This window comes from Streptomyces longisporoflavus (genome assembly GCF_014649775.1).
Taxonomy (GTDB): Bacteria; Actinomycetota; Actinomycetes; order Streptomycetales; family Streptomycetaceae; genus Streptomyces; species Streptomyces longisporoflavus.
The window spans coordinates 397,007-421,783 of record NZ_BMTR01000004.1 but is presented as its reverse complement, the minus strand read 5'-3'; the positions used below and the strand labels follow the sequence as shown (position 1 = coordinate 421,783).

Sequence of the window (24,777 nt, the reverse complement as noted above, 5' to 3'; positions counted from 1 at the left end):
GTGGGGACAGCCGGCGTACGGAAGTTCTCTGCACGCCGGCCGCCCGGACAACATCAACGTATGACACCGCGTGCCAGTGAGCAAGACACTGAGTGCCATCAATTTTTGATAGATGATCGATCAGTGCAGGTCAGAGGGTGTGACGGCATGCCGGAGGGGGCGCTACCCGTGGGTAGCGCCCCCTCAAAAGCCCAGGACGAAAGTGCGGAAAACGGAATCTACGACTCCCGCAGCGCCTTCTCGATCGTCCGCATGATCTCGTCCAGCGGTGCGTCCGTCCGTGCCACGGTGACCAGAACGTCACCTCCGGTGCTCACCGAGGCCGCCGGCGCGGTGGTGGTGTCGCGCCCCGCCCCGATGCCCGAACCGAAGGTCCTGCGGACGATGGCGAAGGCGTGGTCCAGCTGGGTCTCCACGTCGCCCTGGCCGCCGGCCCGCAGCCACCGCCGCAGCACGTGATTGTGCGCCGTCACCACCGCCGAAGCGGCCACCTCGGCGAGCAGCGGATCGTCGTTGCCGTCGTGGTGCGCCTGCTCGTCGAAGTGGCCGAGCAGATAGCGCGTGAAGAGCCGCTCGTAGCGGGCCACGGAGGCGATCTCACGCTCGCGCAGCGTGGGCACCTCGCGCGTCAGGCGGTAGCGCTCGACGGACACGGCGGGCGACGCCGCGTACATCTTCATGACTTCCTTGATGCCCCGGCACACCGTGTCCAGCGGGTGCTCGTGCGGCGGCGCCGCGTTCAGGACCGCCTCCGCCCGGATCAGCGTGTCGTCGTGGTCGGGGAAGATCGCCTCTTCCTTGGAGCGGAAGTGCCGGAAGAAGGTCCGGCGTGCGACACCGGCCTGAGCGGCGATCTCGTCGACCGTCGTCGCCTCGTATCCCTTGGACGCGAAGAGCTCCATCGCGGCCGTCGCCAGCTCCCGGCGCATCTTGAGCCGTTGGGCGGCGGCACGGCTGCCGGCCGCGCTCTCCGGAGCGTCGGGCGTAGCGGGCGTACGTGAGGACTTGGCGGCCTTGGGCATGCCCCGAACGTACTGCATATGCGCAGCCGAGTGCTCCGGCGGGACGCGCACGCGCGACGGCGGGACGGGGCCGCCCGAGGGTTCGAGCAGCCCGCCCCAGTACGTGTGACGTTCTCCGTCAGGCGCGTCCGCGTCCGTTCCCGGCTTACCGCCGCGCATATTCGCGGAAGCCGCGGCCGGTCTTGCGGCCGAGGCAGCCCGCGGCCACCAGGTGTTCCAGCAGGGGGGCGGGAGCGAGGCCCGGGTCGCGGAACTCGCGGTGCAGGACCTTCTCGATGGCGAGCGAGACATCGAGGCCGACGACGTCCAGGAGCTCGAAGGGCCCCATGGGGTAGCCGCCGCCGAGCTTCATCGCGGCGTCGATGTCGTCGAGGGTCGCGTAATGCTCCTGGACCATCTTGACCGCGTTGTTGAGGTAGGGGAACAGGAGCGCGTTCACGATGAAGCCCGCCCGGTCGCCGCAGTCCACCGGGTGCTTCTTGATCGTCGCGCAGACCTGGCGCACCGTCGCGTGCACGTCGTCGTCGGTGAGGACCGTGCGGACCACCTCGACCAGTTTCATCGCCGGTGCCGGGTTGAAGAAGTGCATGCCGATCACGTCGCCCGGCCGCGAGGTGGCGCGGGCGCAGGCGACGACCGGCAGGGACGAGGTCGTGGTCGCCAGGATCGCGCCCGGCTTGCAGACCTTGTCGAACGCCGCGAACAGCTGCTGCTTGATCTCCAGGTCCTCGGCGACCGCCTCAAGGGCCAGGTCGACGTCGGCGAACGCGTCGTACGTACCGGCCGGGGTGATCCGGTCCAGCGTCTTGGCAGCGGTCTCCGCCGTCATCCGCCCCTTGTCGACGGAGCGCGAAAGCGACTTGCCGATACGGGACTTGGCCTTCTCCGCCTTCTCCTCGCTGCGCGCCGCGAGCACCACGTCGTAGCCGGCCTTGGCGAACACCTCGGCGATCCCGGAGGCCATCGTGCCGGAGCCCGCGACGCCGACCGAGCGGATGGTGCGCCCGCCGGACTGCCGTCCGTCCTCCGGCGGGGTCAGCGCGTCCCGCACGACGACCGAACTGCCCGGCTCCTCGTACGAGTAGAACCCACGCCCCGACTTGCGCCCGGTCAGACCCGCCTCGCTGAGCTGCTTGAGGATCGGCGCGGGGGCGTGCAGGCGGTCGTGCGACTCGGCGTACATCGCGTCAAGGACCGTGCGGGCGGTGTCGATGCCGACCAGGTCAAGCAGGGCGAGGGGGCCCATGGGCAGGCCGCAGCCCAGCTTCATCGCGGCGTCGATGTCCTCGCGGGAGGCGTACTTGGCCTCGTACATCGCCGCTGCCTGGTTGAGGTAGCCGAAGAGCAGGCCGTCGGCGACGAATCCGGGCCGGTCACCGACCGCGACGGGCTCCTTGCCGAGCGCGTACGCCAGGTCGGTGACGGAGGCGACGGCCGCGGGCGCGGTCAGCACGGAGGAGACCACCTCGACCAGCTTCATCGCCGGCGCCGGGTTGAAGAAGTGCAGGCCGAGCACCCGCTCGGGGCGCTGCGACTCGGCGGCCAGCCGGGTCACGGACAGCGCGTTCGTGCCGGTCGCGATGATCGTCTCCGGGCGCACCACGCCGTCGAGTTCGCGGATGAGCTGCTGCTTGATCTCGTACGACTCGGGGGCGACCTCGATCACCAGATCGGCGTCGGCCGCGGCCTGCAGGTCGGTGAACGTACGGACGCGGGCGAGCGCGTCACGCCGCTCGTCCTGCGTGAGCTGCTCACGGCGCACGGCCCGCGCGGTGGACGCCTCGATGGCGGCGACGGCCCGGGCGCCCGCGGCCTCGCTGATGTCGATGCCGATGACCTCGCGTCCCGCGCGGGCCAGGACCTCGGCGATGCCGGTGCCCATCGTGCCGAGACCGATCACGGCGACGGTGTTCAAGGGAGTGTCCATGGGTGGACTCCAGGAAGTGAGTGACGACTGAGGGGCGCACGCGAAGCGCGGCGACGGCGGCGCGGCGTACGGGAGGGGAGCTGCGTGTCGTGACCGGGCGGCGAAGCGCGCACGCCCGTGAGGAGCCGACCGGCCCTGTCCCGGAGCCGCGTCGTACTGGATGGAGCTGAGGTGCTCGAAGCACCGAACCGACATGCACTCACGGCGGCTGCGTCACCAGGCCGCCATGAGGAGGAGAACTGCTTCGCGGGGAGTGTGCCCCGCTCACTTGAGATTAACCGGCGAGTAACGAGCGCGCCAGTCCCCGGGGTTTGTGATCTGCATCGCGGATAGGCTCCCCGTCATGGACGTGGAGTTGCGCACGGTGACGGAACGCTTACGCCGCGAGGCGGGAGTCTCGGAGAGTTACGAGAGGCTGGCCGCGACCGGCGATGCGGAGGAACTCGCGGAGGTGCTCGTCGGGGCGGGCCAGCCCCTGTGGGCACGGGAACTGGCGGCCGTCCGGCTCGGCATCGCGGGGGACCGCAGGGCCTTCGAGGCCCTGGTGCTGCTCCTCAACCACCGCGATCCCTCACGGTGCGCGGCCGCCGCGTACGCCCTGGCCAGGCTGCGTGATCCGCGTACGGCACGAGCGGCAGCCGCCCTGGCCACCAATGAGCTGCGCATCGCCTACGCCCTGTACCCCGTGCGTCTGCTCACCGAGCTGCGCGCGCCCGAGTCCGCGCCCGCACTCATCACCACGCTGGGCCGCAGGCTCGCCCCGCACGATCCGTACGGGAAGATCGCGCTGGCCTGCGTGGAGGGTCTTGGCGCGCTGGGGGATCCGAGGGCCAGGCCCGTCCTGACGCAGGCGTGCGGTTTCCCGCGGCTCGCGGCGGCTGCATCGGCGGCGCTTGCCAGGCTGCCGGGCTGACTCCTCACCCTGGCTCATGTCTCTGGCAATCACCGCGGAGGGCTTGGTCGTTGCCCCGTCACAAGAGGGTGAGCTGGGTGCCGCCCGGTGCGGCGGGGGCCGGAGCGGGCTGTTCCGGTACGCGGATGCGGCGGGCGGCTCCCGCGCGCGTGGGGCCGATGCCGAACTCCTCGGCCAGCTCGTGTACTTGCCGGGTGATCCGGCGCTGGTACCACTTGGGCGCGTAGGCCCCTTCCGCGTACAGCCGTTCGTAGCGCCGCACCAGATACGGGTGGTGGCGTTCCAGCCAGGCCATGAACCACTCGCGCGCCCCGGGCCGCAGATGCAGCACCAGGGGCGTCACGGAGGTGGCCCCCGACGCGGCGATGGCCCGCACGGTCGCCCGCAACTGCTCGGGCCTGTCCCCGAGGAAGGGGATCACGGGCGCCATCAGGACGCCGCACCCGATGCCGTGCCCGGTCAGCGTCCGCACGGCGTCGAGCCGCCGCTCCGGAGCGGGCGTGCCCGGTTCGACGGTGCGCCACAACTCCTGGTCGACGAAGCCGACGGACACCGAGATCCCCACGTCCGTGACGGCGGCGGCCTGCTTCAGGAGTTCGAGGTCGCGCAGGATCAGCGTGCCCTTCGTGAGGATGGAGAAGGGGTTCGCGTGATCGCGCAGGGCGGCGATGATGCCGGGCATGAGGCCGTAGCGCCCCTCGGCCCGCTGATAGCAGTCGACGTTCGTGCCCATCGCGATGTGCTCGCCGTGCCAGCGGGGCGAGGCGAGCCGGCGGCGCAGCAGATCGGGGGCGTTGACCTTCACCACGATCTGACTGTCGAAACCGAGCCCCGTGTCCAGGTCCAGATAGCTGTGCGTCTTGCGCGCGAAGCAGTAGACGCACGCGTGCGAGCAGCCCCGGTAGGGATTGACCGTCCATTCGAACGGCATGCGTGAGGCCCCCGGCACCCGGTTCACGATCGATCTGGCCCGGATCTCGTGAAAGGTGATCCCACGGAACTCGGGGGTGTCGAAGGTCCGGGTGGTGACCGCGTCCGCGCCGAACAGCGCGGCATCCGCGACACCCCGTACGGGACCGTCGGCGAGGTTCTCCCAGCGCATGACGCCTCCTCGGTAGCACTGACCACAGAATAGAACATACGTTCCCTTGATCGTGCGACCCGGTACGGCGGGCACCCCGATTTGGGGGCCCGGCGGGCAGGGTGGTTGGCTTTCCGCGAACCATCCCCCGAACAACCGAGTGCTGGAGGAAGTGCCATGGCGCAGGTCGAGGCGACCACGGAGCGGATCATCGCGGCGCGGCCGGAGGACGTCTTCGACGCACTCGCCGACTACGAGGGCACGCGTTCGAAGATCCTGTCGGAGCACTTCAGCGAGTTCGAGGTGCGCGAGGGCGGCGACGGCGACGGGACGCTCGTCCACTGGAAGCTCCAGGCGACCAGCAAGCGGATCAGGGACTGCCTCCTCGACGTCACCGAACCGACCGACGGGCAGCTCGTCGAGAAGGACCGCAACTCCTCCATGGTCACCACCTGGACGGTGACCCCGGCGGGCGAGGGCAAGGCGCGCGTGGTCGTCTCCACCGTGTGGAACGGCGCGGGCGGCATCGGCGGCTTCTTCGAGAAGACCTTCGCCCCCAAGGGCCTCGGGCGGATCTACGACGAGGTGCTCGGCAAGCTCGCGGGCGAGGTCGAGAAGTAGACCGGCTCCCTGGCCCGCACCTGACCGGCCTGCCTCAACTCCGGTAGCCCATCAGGGTTGTTGTCACGCTCACCGTTTCGAGTGGTTTTCTGTTCGGGCCAGTTGTACGGCGTAGGGCTCCCACCGGCACATACGTGTGCCGGACCCCGCGCAGGGGCGACTCGTCGCGCTTGCTCGCAGTTGTCGCGTAATGCGAGAAATGTGCGGCGCAGGTGCGACGAGGGGAGCAGGACGTGGGCAGCACGACGCTGGTGAAGGGCACCGAACAGGGGGAGCCCCGGGCGGTCGTGGCGCCCGAGGACCCCCGGGAGCCACCGCCGCCGCCGCGGCGGCACGGACCGGCGGCCGGCGACCTCAGCCCCGCCCGCGTCCGGATGGTCTTCGTCGGGCTCATGCTCGCCCTGCTGCTCGCCGCCCTCGAGCAGATGATCGTCGCCACCGCGCTCCCGAAGATCGTCGGTGAGCTGCACGGCCTGGACAAGATGTCCTGGGCGATCACCGCCTACCTCCTGACGTCCACGGTCGGCCTGCCCATCTACGGCAAGCTCGGGGACCTCTTCGGACGCAAGGGCGTCTTCCAGTTCGCGATCATCATCTTCGTCGTCGGCTCCGCGCTCGCCGGCTGGTCGCGAACGATGGACCAGCTCATCGCCTTCCGCGCCCTCCAGGGAGTCGGCGCGGGCGGCCTCATGATCGGCGTACAGGCGATCATCGCGGACATCGTGCCGCCGCGGGAACGCGGCCGCTACATGGGCCTCATCGGCGCCGCCTTCGGCCTCGCGTCGGTCGCCGGGCCCCTGCTCGGCGGGTTCTTCACCGACCACGTCACCTGGCGCTGGTGCTTCTACTTCAACGTGCCCTTCGGGCTCGTCACCCTCGCCGTCGTCAGCTTCGTCCTGAAGCTGCCCAAGCCCACCGCCAAGGCCCGACTCGACGTCCTCGGCGCGCTGTTGCTCACCGCCGCGTCCACCTGCCTGGTCCTGCTGACCAGTTGGGGCGGCACCGAGTACGAGTGGGGCTCGCGCGTCATCCTGGGGCTCGCGGCCGGAGCCGTCGTATCGGTCGTGCTCTTCGTCGTCGCCGAGCGCTTCGCCGCGGAACCGATCATCCCCCTGCGCCTGTTCCGCGACTCGGTCTTCAACGTCACCGCCGTCGTGGGCATGGTCGTCGGAGTCGCCCTCTTCGGCGCCGCCAGCTATCTGCCGACCTTCCTGCAGATGGTCGACGGCGCGAGCGCCACCGAGTCCGGACTGCTCATGCTGCCGATGATGGGCGGCGTCGTCGGCGCCTCCATCCTCTCCGGGCAGCTCATCAGCCACACCGGGCGCTACAAGATCTACCCGGTGATCGGCGGCATCCTGTCCGTCATCGGCATGTGGCTGCTCTCCCGCCTCGAAGCCGACACACCCCGGCTGCACTACAGCATCTGGATGGCCGTGCTCGGCGCGGGCGTCGGCCTCGTCATGCCGGTGCTCATCCTCGCCGTGCAGAACGCGGTGCGCCCCGCCGACCTCGGCACCGCCACCAGCGCCAACAACTACTTCCGGCAGATCGGCGGCAGCGTCGGCGCCGCGATCTTCGGCACGCTCTTCGCCGACCGCCTCGCGGACTCGCTCACCGACCGCATCCCGGCCGGGGCGGGCCTCCCCGACCCCGAGGCCATCACCCCGCAGCTCGTCCACGCGATGCCCGCCCCGCTGCGCGACGGCTACATCCAGGCGTACGCCGACGCGATGCCGCGGATCTTCCTCTACCTGGTGCCGGTGCTCTTACTCGGCATGCTGATCACCTTCTTCCTCAAGGAGACACCCCTGTTGTCCAGCGCAGCAGCGTCCCAGGACGCCCCCACGGCCGAGCCCACGACCGTCCCGCAGGCCCGCGCCCCGTACGCCGCGGGGGTGCCCGTCTGCGGCACCGTGCAGCACCCGGACGGCACCGCGGTGCCCCGCGCCGCCCTGACCCTCATCGACGTCGGCGGGCAGCAGATCGGCCGCGGCGCGAGCGGCGACGACGGGCGGTACGCGCTCGCCACGCCGGGACCGGGATCGTTCGTCCTGATCGCGGCCGCGGGCGGCCACCAGCCGCAGGCGGTCACCGTCACGGTCGGGGAGCGCCCCGTGGAGCTCGACGTGGTGCTCGGCGGCGCGGGTCGCCTCGCGGGCAGCGTGGTCACCGCCGACGGCACCCCGGTCAGGGACGCCGCGGTGACCCTCACCGACGTACGCGGCGAGGTCGTCGCGAGCACCCGCAGCGGGCGCGAGGGCGGCTATGTCATCACGGAACTGGTGGCAGGCGAATACACCCTCGCCGCCAGCGCCCCCGCCTTCCGCCCCGCCGCCCTGCCCGTCAGCGTGCAGGCGTCGCGCGAGACCCGCCAGGACGTCGAGCTCGCGGGCGGCGCCGTGCTGCGCGGGACCGTGCGGGCCGGCGGTGGGCGGCCCGTGCAGGACGCGCGCGTGACGCTGCTCGACGCGGCGGGCAACGTCGTCGACACCCTCACCACCGGTCAGGACGGCACCTTCCGGTTCATCGACCTGTCGTCCGGCGAGTACACCGTCATCGCCGCGGGCTACCCGCCGGTCGCCACCGTGCTCCAGGTCGCGGGCGGCGGACGCACGGAGCGGGATCTCCAGCTGGGGCACGAGGACTAGAGCCCGGTGCGAGGGACGGCGCAAAATACCCGCCGGAGGCGCTGCGTGCCGCCCAATTCCCTTATTGCACCGCATGGCGAGCTGCGCCGGTCGTACGGTGGTCGAGGGCGGCGCAGGCCTTCTCGGTGCCGCCGGAAGGAGCGTTCGCCATGGAATACGGCAGCCCGGGCGGGCCGGTGGCGCAGCCTGCCATGGCCGGCCGGATCCCGCTCGCCGTGGTCGTCGTCGACGGGGCGGGTTCCGTCTCGCACTGGAGCGCCGGCGCACGAAAGCTCTTCGGATACTCCAGGGACGAGGCCGTCGGATGCCCGGCGACCGACCTGCTCCCGGTGTCCGGCGCGATCCCGGAGGAGCACGCGAACTTCGGCGTGTACGACGGACTCGGGCCCGACCTGGAGACCTCCCTCGACGGACGCATCTCGTATCCCGCGGCCGGGCGCGCCCGGCTCTCCGTGCCCGGCGGTGCGGAGAGTCGCGTGGACGTGCTGTGGTGGGCGTATCCGCTCATCGGTCCCGGGCCCGAGCGGCTGCTCGTCCTTGCGGCCGACGCCGATCGGCTCGCCGACGAGGAGGGCCGCGAGCCGGGCCAGGTGGAGCGCATAGCGCCGGGGTTCGCCCTGCACACGGACTTCCCCGGCGCGGACGAGCTGGCGCGCAGGCTGCCCGAGATCCTGCCCAGCATGAGCGTGGGCGAGAGTTCCCGCATCGTGGCGCAGGTCCTCGAACTGGGTTATCCGGTCCTTGAGTTCAGCAAGCACGACCGCGTGCCCGTCACCCCCGACTGGGGTGTGCCGCGCCGCGCCGAACGCAAGGAGCGCAGGCTGCGCGCAGAGCAGGCCGCCGCCGCGGGTGTGACGCCCGAGACCGGCGTGCCCGGCCCGCCCGGCTCGCCCGATGAAGGCCCCGACCTCGAATACGCGGCGGTGCGCGAGCACCTGGAGTTCCTGAACGAGGTCAGCGGACGCATCGGCTCCTCCCTCGACCTCTCCCGGACGATCGTCGAGGTCAGCCGTGCCGTCGTACCCCGCTTCACGGATGTGGCGGGCACGTACCTGCGCGAACAGGTCGTCGCGGGCGAGGGGTTCCCCGACGGGCCGCCGGACGAGAGGACGATGTGGCACCGGGTCGCCGTGGAGCACACGGACGAGCCAGGACGCTGGGACGACGTCGTGCCCGTCGGCGAATCCATGCCGTTCCCCGCGCACACGCCGTTCTTCCAGTGCATGACCTCCGGTGACCCGGTGCTCGTGCCGCGCATCACCGAGGAGATGGGCAACGCGATCGCCTCGCAGTTCGAGAAGCGCGACATCCGTCCGCTCATCAACCACCGCTCGATGCTCGTCGTACCGCTCAAGGCCCGCAACGTGGTGCTCGGCTTCATGATCCTGCTGCGCCACCGGGAGCGGCCCGTCTTCAACGACATGGACCGCGTCACCGGCGCCGAACTGGCCGCCCGCGCGGGCCTCGTGCTCGACAACGCCCGCATGTACACCTACCAGGAGAGTGTCGCCGACACCCTCCAGGACAGCATGCTGCCGCACATCGAACCGCGCATGACCGGCTGCGACATCGCGACGCGCTATCTGCCGGGCACGCTTCTCGGCCGGGTCGGCGGCGACTGGTTCGACTCCGTGAAGCTGCCCGGATCGCGTACGGCGCTCGTCGTGGGCGACGTGATGGGCCACGGCCTCAACTCGGCCGCGATGATGGGCCAGTTGCGCACCGCCGTACAGACCATGGCCGCCCTCGACCTGCCGCCGGCGCAGCTCCTGCGCAACCTCGACGACCTGGCACAACGGCTCGGCGAGCACTACCTCGCGACATGCCTCTACGCGGTCTACGACCCCATCGCGAACGAGCTGCACCTCGCCAACGCGGGCCACATCCCGCCCGTCCTCGTCCGCGCCGACGACGGCCGCAGCGAACTGCTCGACCTGCCGACCGGGGCGCCCATCGGCGTCGGAGGCGTGCCCTTCGAGGCGGTCACCGTCCGTGTGGCGCCCGGCGACCGGCTCCTGATGTGCACCGACGGCCTGGTCGAGGTGCGCGGCGAGGACATCGGAGTCGGCCTCGCCACGCTCACCGAGTCCGCGGCGCACCCCGCGGCCTCCATGGACGACGCCTGCGACACCATCATCCGTGCCCTCAACACCCGCGGCGGACGCAAGGACGACGTGGCACTCCTGATGGCACGCCTGAACGGCGTGGCACAGGAGGACGTCGCGAGCTGGCGGCTCGCACTCGACCCGAGCGAGGTGAGCAGGGCCCGCGACCTGGTGCGCGGCCGGCTGATCACCTGGTCCCGCGAGGACCGGTCCGAGACCGCCGAGCTCCTGGTCAGCGAGCTCGTCACCAATGCCGTACGGCACTCGCGCGGACGCCGCGTCGAGCTGCGTCTCGTCCGCTCCGGGCCCACGCTGATCTGCGAGGTCGAGGACGACGACCACACGCTGCCGACCCTGCTGAGCGCGGGTCCCGACGACGAGTTCGGGCGCGGCCTCCGGATCGTCAGCGTGCTCGCCAAGGAGTGGGGCACCAGTCGTACGTCCAGGGGCAAGACCGTGTGGTTCGAGCTCGCGTCGCCTCGTGGGCGAAGGGACTGAAGGGGCCTGAAGGGGACTGAAGGAGACTGAAGGGGCCTGAAGGGGCTCAGGGGCGTGCGCCGGGCGGGCGTGCTCTGAAGTCGCGGTGAATGCTCGCGCCGGTGACTTGTCCGTGCACTCCGGGCGCGGTAGACCGATCATGCCGTCAACTTCGGCGGTCACCGCCGCACCCCGGGGAGCTGGGCATGAGCGTCACGAGTCGGTACAAGGAGGCCTGGGAGGGTTTCTGGCGGGACGCTTCCGAGGAACCGGGGGCCGTCTTCTGGGACGCCGAACCCGCGCTCACCGCCGGTATTCATCTCGCCCTCTTCGAACCGCACATGACGGCCGCGGGGCTCCCCGTCGTGGACGTCGGCTGCGGCAACGGCACCCAGACCCGCTTCCTCGCCGACCGCTACCCCCACGTGATCGGCGTCGACCTGTCCGCCGCCGCCCTCGCGCACGCGCGACGCGCCGACCCGGCGGAACAGGTCGATTTCCGGCAGGTCGACGTCGCGGAGAGAGCCGAGGCCGAGCAACTGCACGCGGAACTGGGCGACATGAACGTCTACATGCGCGGTGTGCTCCACCAGTGCGAGCCCGCCGACCGGCGGCCGCTCGTCGAGAGCATCGCGGCGCTGGTCGGCGAGCGCGGCCGGGCGTTCGTCGTCGAGCTCGGGGAGGCCGCGGGGACGGTCCTGAGAGGCCTCGCCCGGAGCCCCGAAGGACCGCCGCCGAAGCTGGCACCCGTGTTCGCGCACGGCATCGCGCCGGGCGAGGTCGCGGACGCGGCGGTGCCGCAGTACGTGGCGGCGGCGGGGCTCACGATCATCGCTTCGGGCGAACTTCCGCTCGTCACCACCGAGTTCACGCCCGATGGCCGGCGGATCGAGCTGCCGTCGAAGTGGCTGGTGGTGGGGCGGTGAGGGGCGACGGGCCCCGCCCGGGGTGACTGGGACGCCCAGGGTGCCCCGGGCCGGCCTGCGCCGCGCCCCCCTCGGCATGACCGCCGTCGCCGCGCTCTCCACCTCCACGGCCGCGGCCGTCCCCGCGCTCTGGACCTGCGGCAAGGTGCTGCTCCGGCCCGCGCTCGCCGTCCGGGCCGTGGTCGCGGCGGGGGCGCTCCGTGCGGTGCGCGCCCGTGCCGGTCTCACCCCGGCACGCTGACCACCCCCGGCACCGCACTGGCGGCATCCCCCCGCGCCACGTCACGGGCCGCCTCACGGGCGGTCCGCGCGAAGGTCTGGACGGCCCCCGTGCCGTGGCCGGCCCGCCACACCAGGCCGTAGCCGACGGGCTCGGCGTCGGCGAAGGGCACGTAGGCGACGCCGGGCCGGGCGAAGTACGTCCCCGTGTGCGCGGGAGCGAGGAACGCGCCCCGGCCGCCCGCGACCAGCATCAGCGCCTCCTGCATGTTGGTCACCGCAGGGCCGCGGCCGATCGGCCTGCCGGACGGGGTGTGCGACGGGACGTGGTGCTCCAGCCAGTAGTCGGGCACCTCGCCCTCGATCGGCAGGAGCGGCACGTCGGCCAGATCATCGAGCGACACCGAGTCCCGTACGGCCAGCGGATGCGACGCGGCGATCGCGAGCACGCGTGCCTCCGCGAGCAGCTCGGGGCCGCCCCCGAGGTCGTCCTCGCGCACCGGCAGCTCCGTGAGCTGCACGTCGAACTCGCCCTTGCGCAACTGCCCGTACGGATCACCGAGCGGCACCTCGCAGATCTCCACCGCGAGCCCCGGATGGCTGACTCGCAGCGCCTCCGTCGCCCGCAGCACGATCTCGCCCGCCAGCGGATTGCCGAAACCGACGTGCAGCACGCCGTCGATGCCGCGCGCGGTGGCCGCGGCCCGCTCGACCGCCGCGTCGATGGCCCGGTGGTGCGGTTCCAGGTCGGCGCGGAGCTGGCGGCCGAGCGCGGTGAGGCCGACACGGCGGCTCGTGCGGACGAACAGCGGGGCTCCTACGCGGCGTTCGGTGCGCTGGATCAGCTGGCTCACCCTGGCCCGGGACAGCCGCATGCGCTCCGCCGTACGGCCGAAGTGCAGCTCCTCGGCGAGCAGCAGAAAGCACTCCACTTCATCGCGTTCCATCGACGTCCCCCGGGCAGCTCGGATCGGTAAGCCTGGTTGAACGAACGTTGCGATCTTCGCCGTTGTTCCGCCCATACGCCCTGATCGAGGGTGAGTGAGCCGGGAAATCCCCGGCGGAATCAGTCAATCGGCGGAGAACTGACGTGAGTTCGAGTGCGCAGACAGAATCATCAGCAGGGGCGCCGAGCGCCTCTCCGGTCGTCTTCAAGCCCCGCGAATGGGGCGTCCTGCTCGTCCTGTGCGGCGCGATCTTCCTCGAAGGCATCGACGTGGCCATGCTCAACGTCGCGATGCCGGCCATCCGCGCCGACCTCGGTCTGTCCACCGGATCCCTGCAGTGGGTCATGAGCGCCTACGTCCTCGGATACGGGGGCTTCATGCTGCTCGGCGGCCGTGCGGCCGACCTCTTCGGGCGCCGCCGGATGTTCGTCCTGTGGCTCTCCGTCTTCCTGGTCTTCTCCGGTCTCGGCGGCTTCGCCACCGAGGGCTGGACGCTGATCGTGGCCCGCTTCGTCACCGGCGTCGCCGCCGCCTTCATGACCCCCGCGGGCCTCTCCATCATCACCACCGGCTTCGACGAGGGCCCGCGCCGCAACAAGGCGCTGCTCATCTACTCCGGCACCGCGGCGGGCGGCTTCTCGATCGGCCTGGTCGTCGGCGGTCTGCTCACCACGTTCGGCTGGCGCTGGGTCTTCTTCGTGCCCGTCGTGCTCTCCGCCCTGATCCTGGCCGCCGCGCTCGCCTTCGTGCCGAGCTCCCCGCGCCCCGACCGCACCGGACAGAGCGTCGACGTGGCGGGCGCCCTCTCGGTCACCGCGGGGATCGTCGTGCTCGTCCTCGGCGTGGAGCGGGCATCCCACGCGAGCGCCGCCGCCACGGCCGGCACCCTCGCCGCGGGCCTCGCCCTGCTCGCCGTCTTCGTCGCCGTCGAGCGCCGCGCCCCGGCACCCCTGGTCCGCCTCGGGATCTTCCGCAGCGGGGCCCTGGTCCGCGCCAACCTCGCGGGGCTGTTCTTCGCGGGCGGCTTCTTCGGGTTCCAGTTCCTGGTCGTCCTCTACCTCCAGGAACTGCGGGGCTGGTCCACCCTGCAGACCAGCTTCGCGATGATCGTCATCGGGATCGACGCCATCCTCTCGCCCACCGTCACACCCCGGATCGTCGCGCGTCTGGGCAACGCCAGGGCGATCTTCGGCGGACTGCTGCTCGCCGCGCTCTCCTACGCCCTGTTCCTGCCGGTCGGCGCCGACTGGGCGTACGCGGCGATGTTCCCGAGCCTGATCATCCTCGGTCTCTCCTTCGCCCTCAGCTACGGGCCGCTCACGATCGTCGCCACCGAGGGCGTCAGGGAGGAGGAGCAGGGCCTGGCCGGCGGGCTGCTCTACACCGCCTTCCAGTTCGGTGCCGCGCTCGGCCTCTCCGCGGCATCCGCCGTCAACGTATGGGCCACCACGTCGAGTTCACCCGCGGCCCTCCTCGACGGCTACCGCGCGGCCCTGTGGGTCCCGCTCGCGGCGGCCCTGCTCGCCGCCCTGATCAGCGCCTTCGGTCTCCGATCCGCGCGCGGCACCGTGGCCGCGTCCGGCGCCGGGCCCGCCGGAAACGGGGACGCGGGGACGCGCGACGCGGTCGCGGACGGACCTGGCCCAGAAGTGGGCGAACGCGTAGCGTGAGGCGGCATGAAGATCCTGATCAGCGCCGACATGGAGGGCGCCACGGGCGTGACCTGGCCGGCCGACGTGCTGCCGGGCACGCCGCAGTGGGAGCGGTGCCGTTCGATGTTCACCTCGGACGTGAACGCCGCCGTGCTGGGCTTCTTCGACGGCGGGGCCGACGAGGTCCTTGTCAACGAGGCGCACTGGACCATGCGCAACCTGCTCCTGGAGAACCTCGACGAGCGGGCCGAGATGCTCACCGGGCGGCACAAGTCCCTCTCCATGGTCGAGGGCGTCCAGCACGACGACGTGGACGGCATCGCGTTCATCGGCTATCACGCGGGCGCCGGCATGGAGGGTGTGCTCGCGCACACCTACCTCGCCAACTCGATCACCGGCGTCTGGGTCAACGGCGACCGGGCGAGCGAGGGGCTGCTCAACTCCCACGTCGTCGCCGAGTACGGAGTGCCCGTGGTCCTGGTCACCGGTGACGACCTGGCCTGCGAGGACGCGCTCGGCTACGCGCCCGGCGCGCTGAAGGTCGCCGTCAAGGACTACGTGTCGCGCTACGCGGCGGTCTGCCGCACCCCCCGTCGGACCGCCGCGGACATCCGGGCCGCGGCGAAGGAGGCGGCCCCGCTCGCCGTGCGGCACGAACCGGTCCGGGGCGGCCCGTTCACCGTGGAGGTCGAATTCGACGCCGAGCATCTGTCCATGGCGTCCACCGTGGTGCCGGGCGTGCGGCGCACCGGCGAGCGGAAGATCACGTACACCAGCGAGACCATGTACGAGGGCATTCGTACGTTCAAGGCGGTCACGACGATCGCATCTGCGGCTGTGGAGGAACAATATGGCTGAGGAGCAGCCGGGGCATCAGGCCGCCGGACACGTCGACGAGCAGGCGCTTGACGAGGTGGTCCGGTTCACCTCCGAACTCATCCGCATCGACACCACCAACCGTGGCGGCGGCGACTGCCGCGAGCGGCCCGCCGCCGAGTACGCCGCCGAGCGCCTCGCCGGTGCCGGGCTCGAACCACGGCTCCTGGAGCGCACCCCGGGGCGTACGAACGTCGTGGCGCGCATCGAGGGCACGGACCCGTCGGCCGACGCGCTGCTGCTGCACGGCCACCTGGACGTCGTTCCGGCCGAGGCCGCCGACTGGAGCGTGGACCCGTTCTCCGGGGAGATCCGCGACGGCGTCGTGTGGGGGCGCGGCGCCGTCGACATGAAGAACATGGACGCGATGATCCTCTCCGTGGTGCGCGGCTGGGCGCGCCAGGGAGTGCGGCCCCGGCGCGACATCGTGATCGCGTTCACCGCCGACGAGGAGGCGAGCGCCGAGGACGGGTCAGGGTTCCTCGCCGACCAGCACGCCTCGCTCTTCGAGGGGTGCACGGAAGGCGTCAGCGAGTCCGGCGCCTTCACCTTCCACGACGGGCGCGGCAACGAGCTCTACGGCATCGCGGCGGGGGAGCGCGGCACCGGCTGGCTCAGGCTGACCGCGCACGGCAGGGCGGGCCACGGCTCGAAGGTGAACCACGACAACGCCGTGACCAAGCTGGCGACGGCGATCGCCCGCATCGGGGAGCACCGCTGGCCGGTACGGCTCACGCCGACGGTGCGGGCCGCGCTGACCGAACTGGCCGCGCTGTACGGGGAGCAGGCCGATCTGGACACGCCCGGGTTCGACGTGGACACCCTCCTGGAGAAGCTCGGCCCGGCCGCGTCGCTCGTCGAGGCGACCGTGCGCAACAGCGCCAACCCGACGATGCTGCACGCCGGTTACAAGGTCAACGTGATCCCCGGCCAGGCCGTCGCCCATGTGGACGGGCGCTTTCTGGCCGGTGCCGAGGAAGAGTTCGCCGCCACCCTTGACCGGCTCACCGGAGTGGACGTCGACTGGGAGTTCCACCACCGCGAGGTGGCGCTTCAGGCGCCGGTCCACTCCTCGACGTACGCGAAGATGCGCGCGGCAGTCAAGGAGTTCGCGCCCGAGGGGCATGTCGTGCCGTACTGCATGTCCGGCGGCACGGACGCCAAGCAGTTCTCGCGGCTCGGCATCACGGGCTACGGCTTCACGCCGCTGAAGACACCGGAGGGCTTCGACTACCAAGCGCTCTTCCACGGAGTCGACGAGCGCGTGCCGGTCGACGCGCTGCACTTCGGCGTCCGCGTACTCGACCGCTATCTGAGAACGGCCTAGGGAACACAACCGATCACGGGGGAAGAGAAGGACATGATGGAGACCCAGGCTTACGGATCATGGCCGTCGCCCATCGACGCGGCGCTCGCCGCCGCCCACGACGGCTCTCCCGGCCACGTGGGATTCGTCGGGGGCGAGGCGTGGTGGACCGAGCCGAGGCCCGCGGAAGGCGGCAGGCGCGCCCTGGTGCGGCGGCGCCCGGACGGCACGGAGGAGTCCGTGCTGCCCGAGCCGTGGAACGTGCGCAGCCGGGTCATGGAGTACGGGGGACGCTCGTGGGCCGGGACCGAGGGACCCGCAGGACCGCTCGTCGTGTTCGCGAACTTCGCCGACCAGCGCCTGTACGCGTACGAGCCCGACACCGCCGGCGCCGCGCCGCGCCCGCTGACCCCGCTCTCCGGCGTGGGCGGCGGGCTCCGGTTCATCGACCCGTGCGTGCGTCCGGACCGGGGCGAGGTGTGGTGCGTCCTGGAGGAGTTCACCGGGGAGGCGTCCACCGACGTACGCCGTGTAGCGGTCGCCGTGCCGCTCGACGGCTCGGCGGCCGACGACCGCTCGGCGGTGCGCGAACTCTCCGACGGCCGGCACCGCTTCATCACCGGCCCCCGGCTCTCGCCGGACGGAGCCCGCGTGGCGTGGATCGGTTGGGACCACCCCCGGATGCCCTGGGACGGCACGGAACTCCTGGTCGCCGAGGTCCGCGCCGACGGCACCTTCGGCGCGCCGCGGGTCTTCGCGGGCGGCTCGGAGGAGTCCATCGCGCAGGTCGAGTGGGCCCCCGACGGTCGGCTGCTGTTCGTGAGTGACCGCACCGGGTGGTGGAACCTCTACCGCGGTGATGCCTCCGGCGGCGGCGACGGCGCACCCGTCTGTCCGCGCGAGGAGGAGTTCGGCGGGCCCCTGTGGCAGCTCGGCTCCGGCTGGTTCGCGCCCCTGGAAAGCGGCCTCGTCGCCGTCGTGCACGGCAAGGGCGCCACCGCGCTCGGCGTGCTCGACCCGGAGACCGGCGAGGTCGTCGACGCGGCGGGCCCCTGGACGGAGTGGTCGGCCACCCTCGCGGTGAACGGCACCCGCGCCGTCGGCGTCGCGGCCAGCCCCCGCAGCGCGTACGAGGTCGTGGAACTGGACACGAGCACCGGCCGCGCCCGCGTGATCGGCGCCGCGCACGACGACCCGGTGGACACCGCCTACTACCCGGAGCCGCGCATCCGCACCTTCAGCGGTCCGGCGGGCCGTGAGATCCACGCGCACGTCTACCCCCCGCACCACCCGACGCGCGTCGCCCCCGACGACGAACTCCCGCCGTACGTGGTGTGGGTGCACGGCGGTCCCACCAGCCGCTCCCCGCTCGTGCTCGACCTGGAGATCGCCTACTTCACCTCGCGCGGTATCGGCGTCGCCGAGGTCAACTACGGCGGCTCGACCGGCTACGGCCGCGCGTACCGCAACCGGCTGCGCGAGCAGTGGGGCATCGTCGACGTCGAGGACTGCGCGGCCGTGGCGCTCGCCCTTGCCGACGAGGGCACCGCCGACCGCGACCGCCTCGCGATCCGGGGCGGCAGTGCGGGCGGCTGGACCGCGGCGGCCTCGCTGACCACGACGGACGTGTACGCCTGCGGCACCATCATCTATCCCGTCCTCGACCTCACGGAATGGGCCGCGGGCGGCACCCACGACTTCGAGTCGCGCTACCTGGACTCGATGATCGGGCCGTTCGACGAGGTGCCCACGCGGTACGTGGAGCGCTCGCCCGCGGAGCACGCCGACCGGGTGAGTGTGCCCTTCCTGCTGCTCCAGGGCCTGGACGACGTGATCTGCCCGCCCGAGCAGGCCGAGAGGTTCGTCTCCGATCTCGAGGGGCGTGACGTGCCGTACGCCTACATCGCCTTCGAGGGCGAGGGGCACGGATTCCGCCGCGTGGACACGCTGATCCGCGCCCTGGAGGCCGAACTCGCCCTGTACGCCCAGGTGTTCCGGCTGGACCTGGCCGGCGCGACCCCCGTCCTGGAGCTCTCCAAGTGAACCCCCTGATACGTCCCGCCCGCCTTGCCCCCGGCGCGCGGGTCGCCGTCGTCGCGCCCAGCGGCCCCATCCCGGAGGAGCGGTTGCAGGCGGGCCTCGACATCCTGCGCGGCTGGGACCTCGACCCTGTCGTCGCCCCGCACGTCCTGGACCGGCACCCGCGGTTCGGCTACCTCGCGGGCACGGACGCGGACCGCGCCCGCGACCTCCAGGAGGCCTGGTGCGACCCGTCCGTCTCCGCGGTGCTGTGCGCACGCGGCGGCTACGGCGCGCTGCGGATGGTGGAGTTGCTCGACTGGACGGCGATGCGGGCGGCGGGGCCCAAGGTGTTCGTCGGCTACAGCGACATCACGACACTGCACGAGGCGTTCGCGGCGCGACTGGGCCTGGCCACGCTGCACGGCCCGATGACCGCGGCCCTGGACTTCCTCAAGAACGCCCGCGCGCAGGAGCACTTGCGGGCCACGCTCTTCGCACCGGAGCAGACCAGGGTGATCGCGACGGGCGGGACGGCGCTCGTGCCGGGCCGGGCGCGGGGCGTCACGCTCGGCGGCTGCCTCTCCCTGCTCGCCGCGGACATCGGCGCCCCCGGGGTGCGCGCGTCGGCGCGGGGCGGGCTGCTCTTCCTGGAGGACATCGGCGAGGAGACGTACCGTCTGGACCGCTATGTCACCCAACTCGCCCGCGCGGGCTGGCTGGAGGGGGTGCGCGGGGTCGCCCTCGGATCGTGGGTGGACTGCGATCCGTACGACACCGTGCGCGCGATGCTGCTCGACCGGCTCGGCGGGCGCGGGGTGCCGATCGTCGAGGAGTTCGGGTTCGGACACTGCGACGGGGCGCTGACGATCCCGTTCGGGGTCGCGGCCGAACTGGACGCGGACGCGGCGACGTTGACGCTGGACGTGCCCGCGCTGGCGTAGGAACGGCCTGTTCGTGCCGGGCGCCGCCCCCACGCTGGATCTCCGTCAGTTCACGGCGAGAAAGTCCTGTCACGAGCGTTGACCCGCACCTGACACGTGTCACAACATGACTCCGGCCGGTTACTTACCGGTCGGTAGTCGGCTGTCCTCAGCGTGGAGGTCTCGTGTCCCGTCGTACCGCATCCCGCACCCGTGCCCCGCTGGCCCTCGTCATGGGCGCCGCGCTTGCCGCGCCCCTCGCGCTCGCCGCCCCCGCGCCGGCGGGCGCCACCGGCCAGTACACGGTCACCCCGCTGAAGTTCACGGTCGACGCGGGCGGCAGGAAGTGCACCGTCGACGCCGACCTCTACCGCCCCGCCGGAGTGGACGCCGCGCACCCCGCCCCCGCCGTCCTGACCACCAACGGCTTCGGCGGCAGCAAGTCGGACGGCGGGACCGCGGCCACCGGCAAGGCCTTCGCCGAACGCGGCTATGTCGGGCTCGTCTACTCCGGCCTCGGCTTCGGCAAGTCCGGCTGCCTGATCTCCCTCGACGACCCGAAGACCGACGGCAAGGCGGCCTCCGGGCTCGTCGACTTCCTCGCGGGCAAGCGCGCGGCCGACGACGGCACGACGATCGACTACGTCACCAAGGACGCCGGGTCCGACCCGCGCGTCGGCATGATCGGCGGTTCGTACGGCGGGGCGATCCAGCTGGCGACGGCCGCCGTGGACCGCCGGGTCGATGCCCTCGTGCCGATGGTCACCTGGAACGACCTGAGCTACTCGCTCGACCCGAACAACGCCGCCGACCGCAGCGTTCCCGGCGCCGCCAAGTGGCAGTGGATGAACGGCTTCTACCTCATCGGCGAGGGCCAGCCGCTCCTCGAACCGAGCCTGGACCCCTCCCGCGTCAACTCCCTCGCCTGCCTGCACTTCGTCACGAAGGCCTGCGAGACGATCCGTACGCTCAACTCCGGGCGCTACCCCGCCGACAAGACCGAGGCGCTCCAGGAGTACGCCCGCAGCGTCTCACCCGTCTCCTATCTGCCGCGGGTCAAGGCGCCGACGCTGCTGATCCAGGGCCAGGCCGACAGCCTCTTCAACCTGAACGAGGCACAGGCGACGTACGAGACGCTCAAGGCGCAGGGCACCACGGCCAGGATGATCTGGCAGTCCGCGGGGCACAGCGGCGGGCTCACCGATCCGGCGTCCGGTGAACTCAACATGTCCGAGGGCAACCTGGAGACGAGCTACGTCGGCAAGCGCGTCCTCGCGTGGTTCGACCGCTACCTCCGGAAGAACAAGGGCGCCGACACAGGGCCCGCCTTCGCCTACCACCAGGACTGGGTCCCCGCCGACAGCGGACCGAACGGCACCTACGCGACCGCCGCGAAGGTGCCCGCGCCGAACCGGAAGCTGTACCTGTCCGGGGACGGCAAGCTCGTCGACAACCGCGAGAAGGTCGCGCGCGGCAGCCGCGAGTACCGGAACCGGCTGATCCCCACGAGCCACTCCGAGAGCTCCCTCGCCGGTCTCATCGGCCTGCCCGACCCCGCCCCGCACGACACCAAGGGCACCTACCTCGACTGGACGACCGAGCCGCTGCCCGCCGCCCTGGACGTCGTCGGGTCCGCGAAGGCCACCCTCAAGGTCGTCTCGCCCCGGACCGAGAAGGTGCAGAACTCCGGCGACGCGGCCGACAAACTGGTCCTCTTCGCCAAGCTGTACGACGTCGCGCCCGACGGCAAGAAGACGCTCGTGCACCGGCTCGTCTCGCCCGTGCGGGTGCCGGACGTGACGAAGCCGTTCACCGTGTCGCTGCCGGGGATCGTGCACCGGTACGAGGCGGGGCACAAGCTGCGGTTCGTGGTGGCGGCGAGCGACGACGCGTACGGCGGCAACCGGGGCGTGAAGCCGGTGACCGTCACCAGCGCCCCGCAGGACACCGGGGTGATCGAACTGCCCGTCGTCCGCTGACACCCGGCGCCCGGGGTTTCACCCGTACGGCCCACACCGGCACTCCGGAAGGGCATCCACCGCGCGCGAACCCGGCCCAGCTGCCCATGCTGGTGACCGGGGGAGGCCGGCAGAAGCTCCGACGGAAGGTCCGCACATGAGTCCCAACACCTCCTCGGGCGGCTCCAAGGGCGATTCCAGGGGCGGCGCCGGCGGCTTTCTCACGCCCGGCAGGATCGTCGTCCTGGTGGTCGCCGTCCTCACCCTGATCTTCATCTTCGAGAACACCCACCACACCAAGATCAGACTCCTGATCCCCGAGGTGACCATGCCGCTGTGGGTGGCGCTGCTCGGCACCGGCCTGATCGGCGCGCTGTGCGGCGCGTACTTCGTCCGGCGGCGCAGGTGAGGCCGGGGCCGGACGCGGGCAGCGGTTAACGTGGCCGGATGTCCGACAGCACCCGCCCCCTGGCCGAGGGGCCGCACGCAGTCATACGTCCCTACACCTACGCCGACGGCCCCGAGTTCACCGCGCGGGCCCGCGAGAGCAGGCAACTGCACAGCCCCTGGCTCTTCCCGCCCATCACGGACGCGGCGTACGCGCAATACGCGGGCGCGCTGATCGAGGGCCGGGACCGGGCGGGGTTCCTGGTCTGCGAGCGGGGTCGCGAGTGGGGCCGCAAGAAGGGGCGCGGACGCGCGGCCGGTGGCGCCATCGCAGGGTTCATCAACATCAACAACATCGTCGAGGGCGCCTTCCTGTGCGGAGCGCTGGGCTACGGCGCCTTCGCGCACGCGGCGGGCCGCGGTCTGATGAGCGAGGGGGTCGGACTCGTCACGCGGTACGCCTTCGACGTCATGAAGCTGCACCGCCTGGAGATCAACGTCCAGCCCGGCAACGCCGCCTCGATCGCGCTCGCCCGCCGCTGCGGCTACCGGCTGGAGGGCTTCTCGCCGGACTTCCTCTACATCGACGGGGCCTGGCGCGACCACGAACGCTGGGCGCTGACCGCCACGGAGTAGCTGCGCCCCGGCCGCGCCGCGCGCCTTTGCGCAATTCTGACCGGGAGAGCCCCTGGTCGGGACGGCGTCCACCGTGTTCCATGGTGATCGTGACGACCACCGTGCGACGTGACGTACTGACGCTGCCCGCCGCCCCGTTGGGCCCCGAGAACCCCCTGCCGCCGCTTCGGCCGCTGCGCGAGGTGCACACCCTGGACGAGCGCGGCAGAGAAGGGTTGCCGCGCGACATGGCGCGGCAGCTGGGGTACGAGCCGCTGCGCGGCATCCTGCCGACGCGCATCCTCGACGGGTACGGCCGCGAGCGGACCGACACGGCGATCGACACGCTGGTCATCGAGAACGACCGGCTGCGCGCCACCGTCCTGCCGGGCTTCGGTGGCCGCGTCCACTCGCTCTTCCACAAGCCCACGGGCCGTGAACTCCTCTACCGCAACCCGGTGTTGCAGCCCGCGGCCTTCGCGCTCAACGGCGCATGGTTCTCCGGCGGCATCGAATGGAACATCGGCGCCACCGGCCATACGACCCTGTCCTGCGCCCCGCTGCACGCCGCGCGCGTGACGGCGCCCGACGGCGGCGAGATGCTGCGGCTCTGGGAGTGGGAGCGGCTGCGGGACGTGCCGTTCCAGGTGGACCTGTGGCTGCCCGAAGACTCCGACTTCCTCCATGTCGGGGTGCGGATCCGCAATCCGCACGAGAAGGCGGTGCCGGTCTACTGGTGGTCCAACATCGCGGTGCCCGAGGAGCGCCGGGTCATCGCGCCCGCGGACGAGGCCTGGCACTTCGGTTACTCGGGCGCCCTGCGCAAGGTGCCGGTGCCGGAGACGGACGGGGCGGACCGGACGTACCCGCTGCGCAGCGAGTACGCCGCCGACTACTTCTACGACGTGCCCGACCGGGCACGCCGCTGGATCGCCGCGCTCGACGACGACGGACACGGGCTCGTCCAGACGTCGACGGACCTGCTGCGTGGCCGCAAGCTCTTCGTGTGGGGTTCCGGCAGAGGCGGCCAGCGCTGGCAGGAGTGGCTGACGGAGCCGGGCACCGGCGGGTACGCGGAGATCCAGGCGGGCCTCGCGCGGACACAGCTGGAGCATGTGCGCCTTGACGCCGAGAGCGAGTTCACGTGGCTGGAGTCGTACGGACCCCTGTCGGCGGAGCCTGGCCCCGTGCACGGCGGCGACTGGCGGGCCGCCCGCGACGAGGTGCGGGCCCGGCTCGCGGACGCGCTGCCGCGGGCCGCGGTGGAGGAGGCCTACGACGCGTGGCGGCCGTGCGCCGACACCGAGCCCGGCGAGGTGCTCGCCACCGGGTCGGGATGGGGCGCCCTCGAAGTCCTGCGCGCCGCCTACAAGTTGCCGGGCACGCCGTTCCCCGAGTCGACGCTGGGCCCCGAACAGGAGCCGTGGCTGGAGCTGTTGCACTCCGGCGCCGTCCCCGAGCCGCGCCGGGTCGCGCCGCCGGGTCCGACCCTGGTGGCCCGGCACTGGCGGGACATGCTGGAGACCGCGCCCGCTCGGCCGGTCGCCGAGTACCACCTGGGAGTGGCGCAATGGCACGCGGGTGACCGCGCGCAGGCGGTGCGCAGCTGGGAGCGCGGCCTCGAACTCGCCCCCTCGCGCTGGCCGTTGCTGCGGTGCCTCGCCATCGCCGACGAGGACTCGGGCCACATCGAGCGCGCCGCGGACCGGTACGCGGAGGCGTTCGACGACCTGTGCCAGGAGCGGCGCGACGACGGCGTCCTGTGGACGTCGGCGAGCGCGGCACTCGGCAGGGAGGCGATAGCCGTCCTCCTCGCGGCCGGCCGTCAGGCGGCGGCCCGCGACGTCTGGGAGCGCCTGCACCCGTCCACCCGCGCGGAGGGCCGATTCCGGCTCGTCGAGGTCCGGTTGCTCCTGGCGGAGGGGGACAGGGACGCGGCGCGGGCGGTCTTCGACGAGGGCTTCGAGGTGGCCGATCTGCGCGAGGGCGCGGAGGTGCTCGGCGAGTTGTGGCGAGCGACGACCGACGAGGAACTGCCCGCCAGGTACGACTACCGGATGCGGGAGGGTTCGGAGGAGTGAAGGTACCCGGGGGGCGGGGCAGCCGCCCCCCGGCCGCCCCCCGGCCGCCCTCCGGGAGAACGTTCCCGGAG

The 24,777-nt window shown here is 71.9% G+C and carries 19 protein-coding genes; 15 read left to right on the top strand and 4 right to left on the bottom strand.

Annotated elements, in window-relative coordinates:
- Positions 1–218: 218 nt before the first annotated feature.
- A complete protein-coding gene (locus IE226_RS10890; protein ID WP_229870745.1) occupies positions 219–1,022 on the bottom strand; it encodes a TetR family transcriptional regulator in 804 nt (267 codons plus the stop codon).
- Positions 1,023–1,167: 145 nt separating this feature from the next.
- Positions 1,168–2,949, bottom strand: a complete 1,782-nt coding sequence (locus IE226_RS10885; RefSeq protein ID WP_190080869.1) for a 3-hydroxyacyl-CoA dehydrogenase family protein — start codon at positions 2,947–2,949, stop codon at positions 1,168–1,170.
- 343 nt (positions 2,950–3,292) lie between these two features.
- On the opposite strand from IE226_RS10885, the gene IE226_RS10880 reads away from it, so the two are divergent.
- Positions 3,293–3,862: an adenylosuccinate lyase gene (locus tag IE226_RS10880; protein ID WP_190080868.1), complete on the top strand. Its 570-nt coding sequence runs from the start codon at positions 3,293–3,295 to the stop codon at positions 3,860–3,862.
- 58 nt (positions 3,863–3,920) lie between these two features.
- Here the strand turns inward: IE226_RS10880 and IE226_RS10875 are convergent, their stop codons facing one another.
- The gene (locus IE226_RS10875; RefSeq protein ID WP_190080867.1) at positions 3,921–4,964 is read right to left on the bottom strand and encodes an Rv2578c family radical SAM protein; all 1,044 of its coding nucleotides are present in this window, start codon (positions 4,962–4,964) and stop codon (positions 3,921–3,923) included.
- Between the two features lie 156 nt (positions 4,965–5,120).
- Here IE226_RS10875 and IE226_RS10870 point away from each other — a divergent pair, with 156 nt between their 5' ends.
- The 5 genes from IE226_RS10870 to IE226_RS10850 all read left to right on the top strand — a co-directional run bounded on the left by IE226_RS10870 (position 5,121) and on the right by IE226_RS10850 (position 11,964).
- Complete coding sequence (locus IE226_RS10870; RefSeq protein WP_190080866.1) at positions 5,121–5,564, top strand: SRPBCC family protein; 444 nt, start codon at positions 5,121–5,123, stop codon at positions 5,562–5,564.
- Positions 5,565–5,797: 233 nt separating this feature from the next.
- Positions 5,798–8,215 carry an MFS transporter gene (locus IE226_RS10865; RefSeq protein WP_373306920.1) on the top strand — a complete coding sequence of 806 codons (2,418 nt, stop codon included), beginning with the start codon at positions 5,798–5,800 and terminating at the stop codon, positions 8,213–8,215.
- A 149-nt stretch (positions 8,216–8,364) separates the two neighbouring features.
- Complete coding sequence (locus tag IE226_RS10860) at positions 8,365–10,818, top strand: SpoIIE family protein phosphatase (protein ID WP_190080865.1); 2,454 nt, start codon at positions 8,365–8,367, stop codon at positions 10,816–10,818.
- Between the two features lie 185 nt (positions 10,819–11,003).
- The gene (locus tag IE226_RS10855) at positions 11,004–11,723 is read left to right on the top strand and encodes a class I SAM-dependent methyltransferase (protein WP_190080864.1); all 720 of its coding nucleotides are present in this window, start codon (positions 11,004–11,006) and stop codon (positions 11,721–11,723) included.
- Positions 11,724–11,763: 40 nt separating this feature from the next.
- A complete protein-coding gene (locus tag IE226_RS10850) occupies positions 11,764–11,964 on the top strand; it encodes a hypothetical protein (protein ID WP_190080863.1) in 201 nt (66 codons plus the stop codon).
- Here the strand turns inward: IE226_RS10850 and IE226_RS10845 are convergent.
- Positions 11,948–12,889, bottom strand: a complete 942-nt coding sequence (locus tag IE226_RS10845; protein ID WP_190080862.1) for a LysR family transcriptional regulator — start codon at positions 12,887–12,889, stop codon at positions 11,948–11,950. The two genes, IE226_RS10850 and IE226_RS10845, sit on opposite strands and share 17 nt — an antisense overlap.
- Before the next feature lie 227 nt (positions 12,890–13,116).
- Between IE226_RS10845 and IE226_RS10840 the strand changes: the two genes are divergently transcribed.
- The 9 genes from IE226_RS10840 to IE226_RS10800 all read left to right on the top strand — a co-directional run bounded on the left by IE226_RS10840 (position 13,117) and on the right by IE226_RS10800 (position 24,706).
- Positions 13,117–14,559: an MFS transporter gene (locus IE226_RS10840; protein WP_229870770.1), complete on the top strand. Its 1,443-nt coding sequence runs from the start codon at positions 13,117–13,119 to the stop codon at positions 14,557–14,559.
- Positions 14,560–14,565: 6 nt separating this feature from the next.
- Positions 14,566–15,399: a M55 family metallopeptidase gene (locus IE226_RS10835; protein ID WP_190080860.1), complete on the top strand. Its 834-nt coding sequence runs from the start codon at positions 14,566–14,568 to the stop codon at positions 15,397–15,399.
- Positions 15,392–16,744, top strand: a complete 1,353-nt coding sequence (locus IE226_RS10830) for a M20/M25/M40 family metallo-hydrolase (protein WP_190080859.1) — start codon at positions 15,392–15,394, stop codon at positions 16,742–16,744. Before IE226_RS10835 ends, IE226_RS10830 begins: the two co-directional genes overlap by 8 nt.
- Before the next feature lie 36 nt (positions 16,745–16,780).
- Entirely contained in the window at positions 16,781–18,766 is a 1,986-nt protein-coding gene (locus IE226_RS10825) for a prolyl oligopeptidase family serine peptidase (RefSeq protein ID WP_190081006.1), read from the top strand.
- Positions 18,763–19,686: a S66 peptidase family protein gene (locus IE226_RS10820; RefSeq protein WP_190080858.1), complete on the top strand. Its 924-nt coding sequence runs from the start codon at positions 18,763–18,765 to the stop codon at positions 19,684–19,686. The genes IE226_RS10825 and IE226_RS10820 overlap by 4 nt, the downstream gene beginning before the upstream one ends.
- Positions 19,687–19,898: 212 nt before the next feature.
- Positions 19,899–21,644, top strand: a complete 1,746-nt coding sequence (locus IE226_RS10815) for a CocE/NonD family hydrolase (protein ID WP_190081005.1) — start codon at positions 19,899–19,901, stop codon at positions 21,642–21,644.
- A 136-nt stretch (positions 21,645–21,780) separates the two neighbouring features.
- Positions 21,781–22,032 (top strand): LapA family protein, encoded by a 252-nt coding sequence (locus IE226_RS10810; RefSeq protein WP_190080857.1) that lies wholly within the window; start codon positions 21,781–21,783, stop codon positions 22,030–22,032.
- Positions 22,033–22,070: 38 nt separating this feature from the next.
- Positions 22,071–22,646 (top strand): GNAT family N-acetyltransferase, encoded by a 576-nt coding sequence (locus IE226_RS10805; RefSeq protein WP_190080856.1) that lies wholly within the window; start codon positions 22,071–22,073, stop codon positions 22,644–22,646.
- An 80-nt stretch (positions 22,647–22,726) separates the two neighbouring features.
- Entirely contained in the window at positions 22,727–24,706 is a 1,980-nt protein-coding gene (locus tag IE226_RS10800; RefSeq protein WP_190080855.1) for a DUF5107 domain-containing protein, read from the top strand.
- Positions 24,707–24,777 lie beyond the last annotated feature (71 nt).

Excerpts from the sequence above, each read along its gene's own strand:
- IE226_RS10890 (WP_229870745.1), bottom strand. The coding sequence starts at position 1,022 with ATGCCCAAGGCCGCCAAGTCCTCACGTACGCCCGCTACGCCCGACGCT.
- IE226_RS10885 (WP_190080869.1), bottom strand. The coding sequence starts at position 2,949 with ATGGACACTCCCTTGAACACCGTCGCCGTGATCGGTCTCGGCACGATG.
- IE226_RS10880 (WP_190080868.1), top strand. The coding sequence starts at position 3,293 with ATGGACGTGGAGTTGCGCACGGTGACGGAACGCTTACGCCGCGAGGCG.
- IE226_RS10875 (WP_190080867.1), bottom strand. The coding sequence starts at position 4,964 with ATGCGCTGGGAGAACCTCGCCGACGGTCCCGTACGGGGTGTCGCGGAT.
- IE226_RS10870 (WP_190080866.1), top strand. The coding sequence starts at position 5,121 with ATGGCGCAGGTCGAGGCGACCACGGAGCGGATCATCGCGGCGCGGCCG.
- IE226_RS10860 (WP_190080865.1), top strand. The coding sequence starts at position 8,365 with ATGGAATACGGCAGCCCGGGCGGGCCGGTGGCGCAGCCTGCCATGGCC.
- IE226_RS10855 (WP_190080864.1), top strand. The coding sequence starts at position 11,004 with ATGAGCGTCACGAGTCGGTACAAGGAGGCCTGGGAGGGTTTCTGGCGG.
- IE226_RS10845 (WP_190080862.1), bottom strand. The coding sequence starts at position 12,889 with ATGGAACGCGATGAAGTGGAGTGCTTTCTGCTGCTCGCCGAGGAGCTG.
- IE226_RS10835 (WP_190080860.1), top strand. The coding sequence starts at position 14,566 with ATGAAGATCCTGATCAGCGCCGACATGGAGGGCGCCACGGGCGTGACC.
- IE226_RS10830 (WP_190080859.1), top strand. The coding sequence starts at position 15,392 with ATGGCTGAGGAGCAGCCGGGGCATCAGGCCGCCGGACACGTCGACGAG.
- IE226_RS10825 (WP_190081006.1), top strand. The coding sequence starts at position 16,781 with ATGGAGACCCAGGCTTACGGATCATGGCCGTCGCCCATCGACGCGGCG.
- IE226_RS10815 (WP_190081005.1), top strand. The coding sequence starts at position 19,899 with ATGGGCGCCGCGCTTGCCGCGCCCCTCGCGCTCGCCGCCCCCGCGCCG.
- IE226_RS10810 (WP_190080857.1), top strand. The coding sequence starts at position 21,781 with ATGAGTCCCAACACCTCCTCGGGCGGCTCCAAGGGCGATTCCAGGGGC.
- IE226_RS10805 (WP_190080856.1), top strand. The coding sequence starts at position 22,071 with ATGTCCGACAGCACCCGCCCCCTGGCCGAGGGGCCGCACGCAGTCATA.
- IE226_RS10800 (WP_190080855.1), top strand. The coding sequence starts at position 22,727 with ATGGTGATCGTGACGACCACCGTGCGACGTGACGTACTGACGCTGCCC.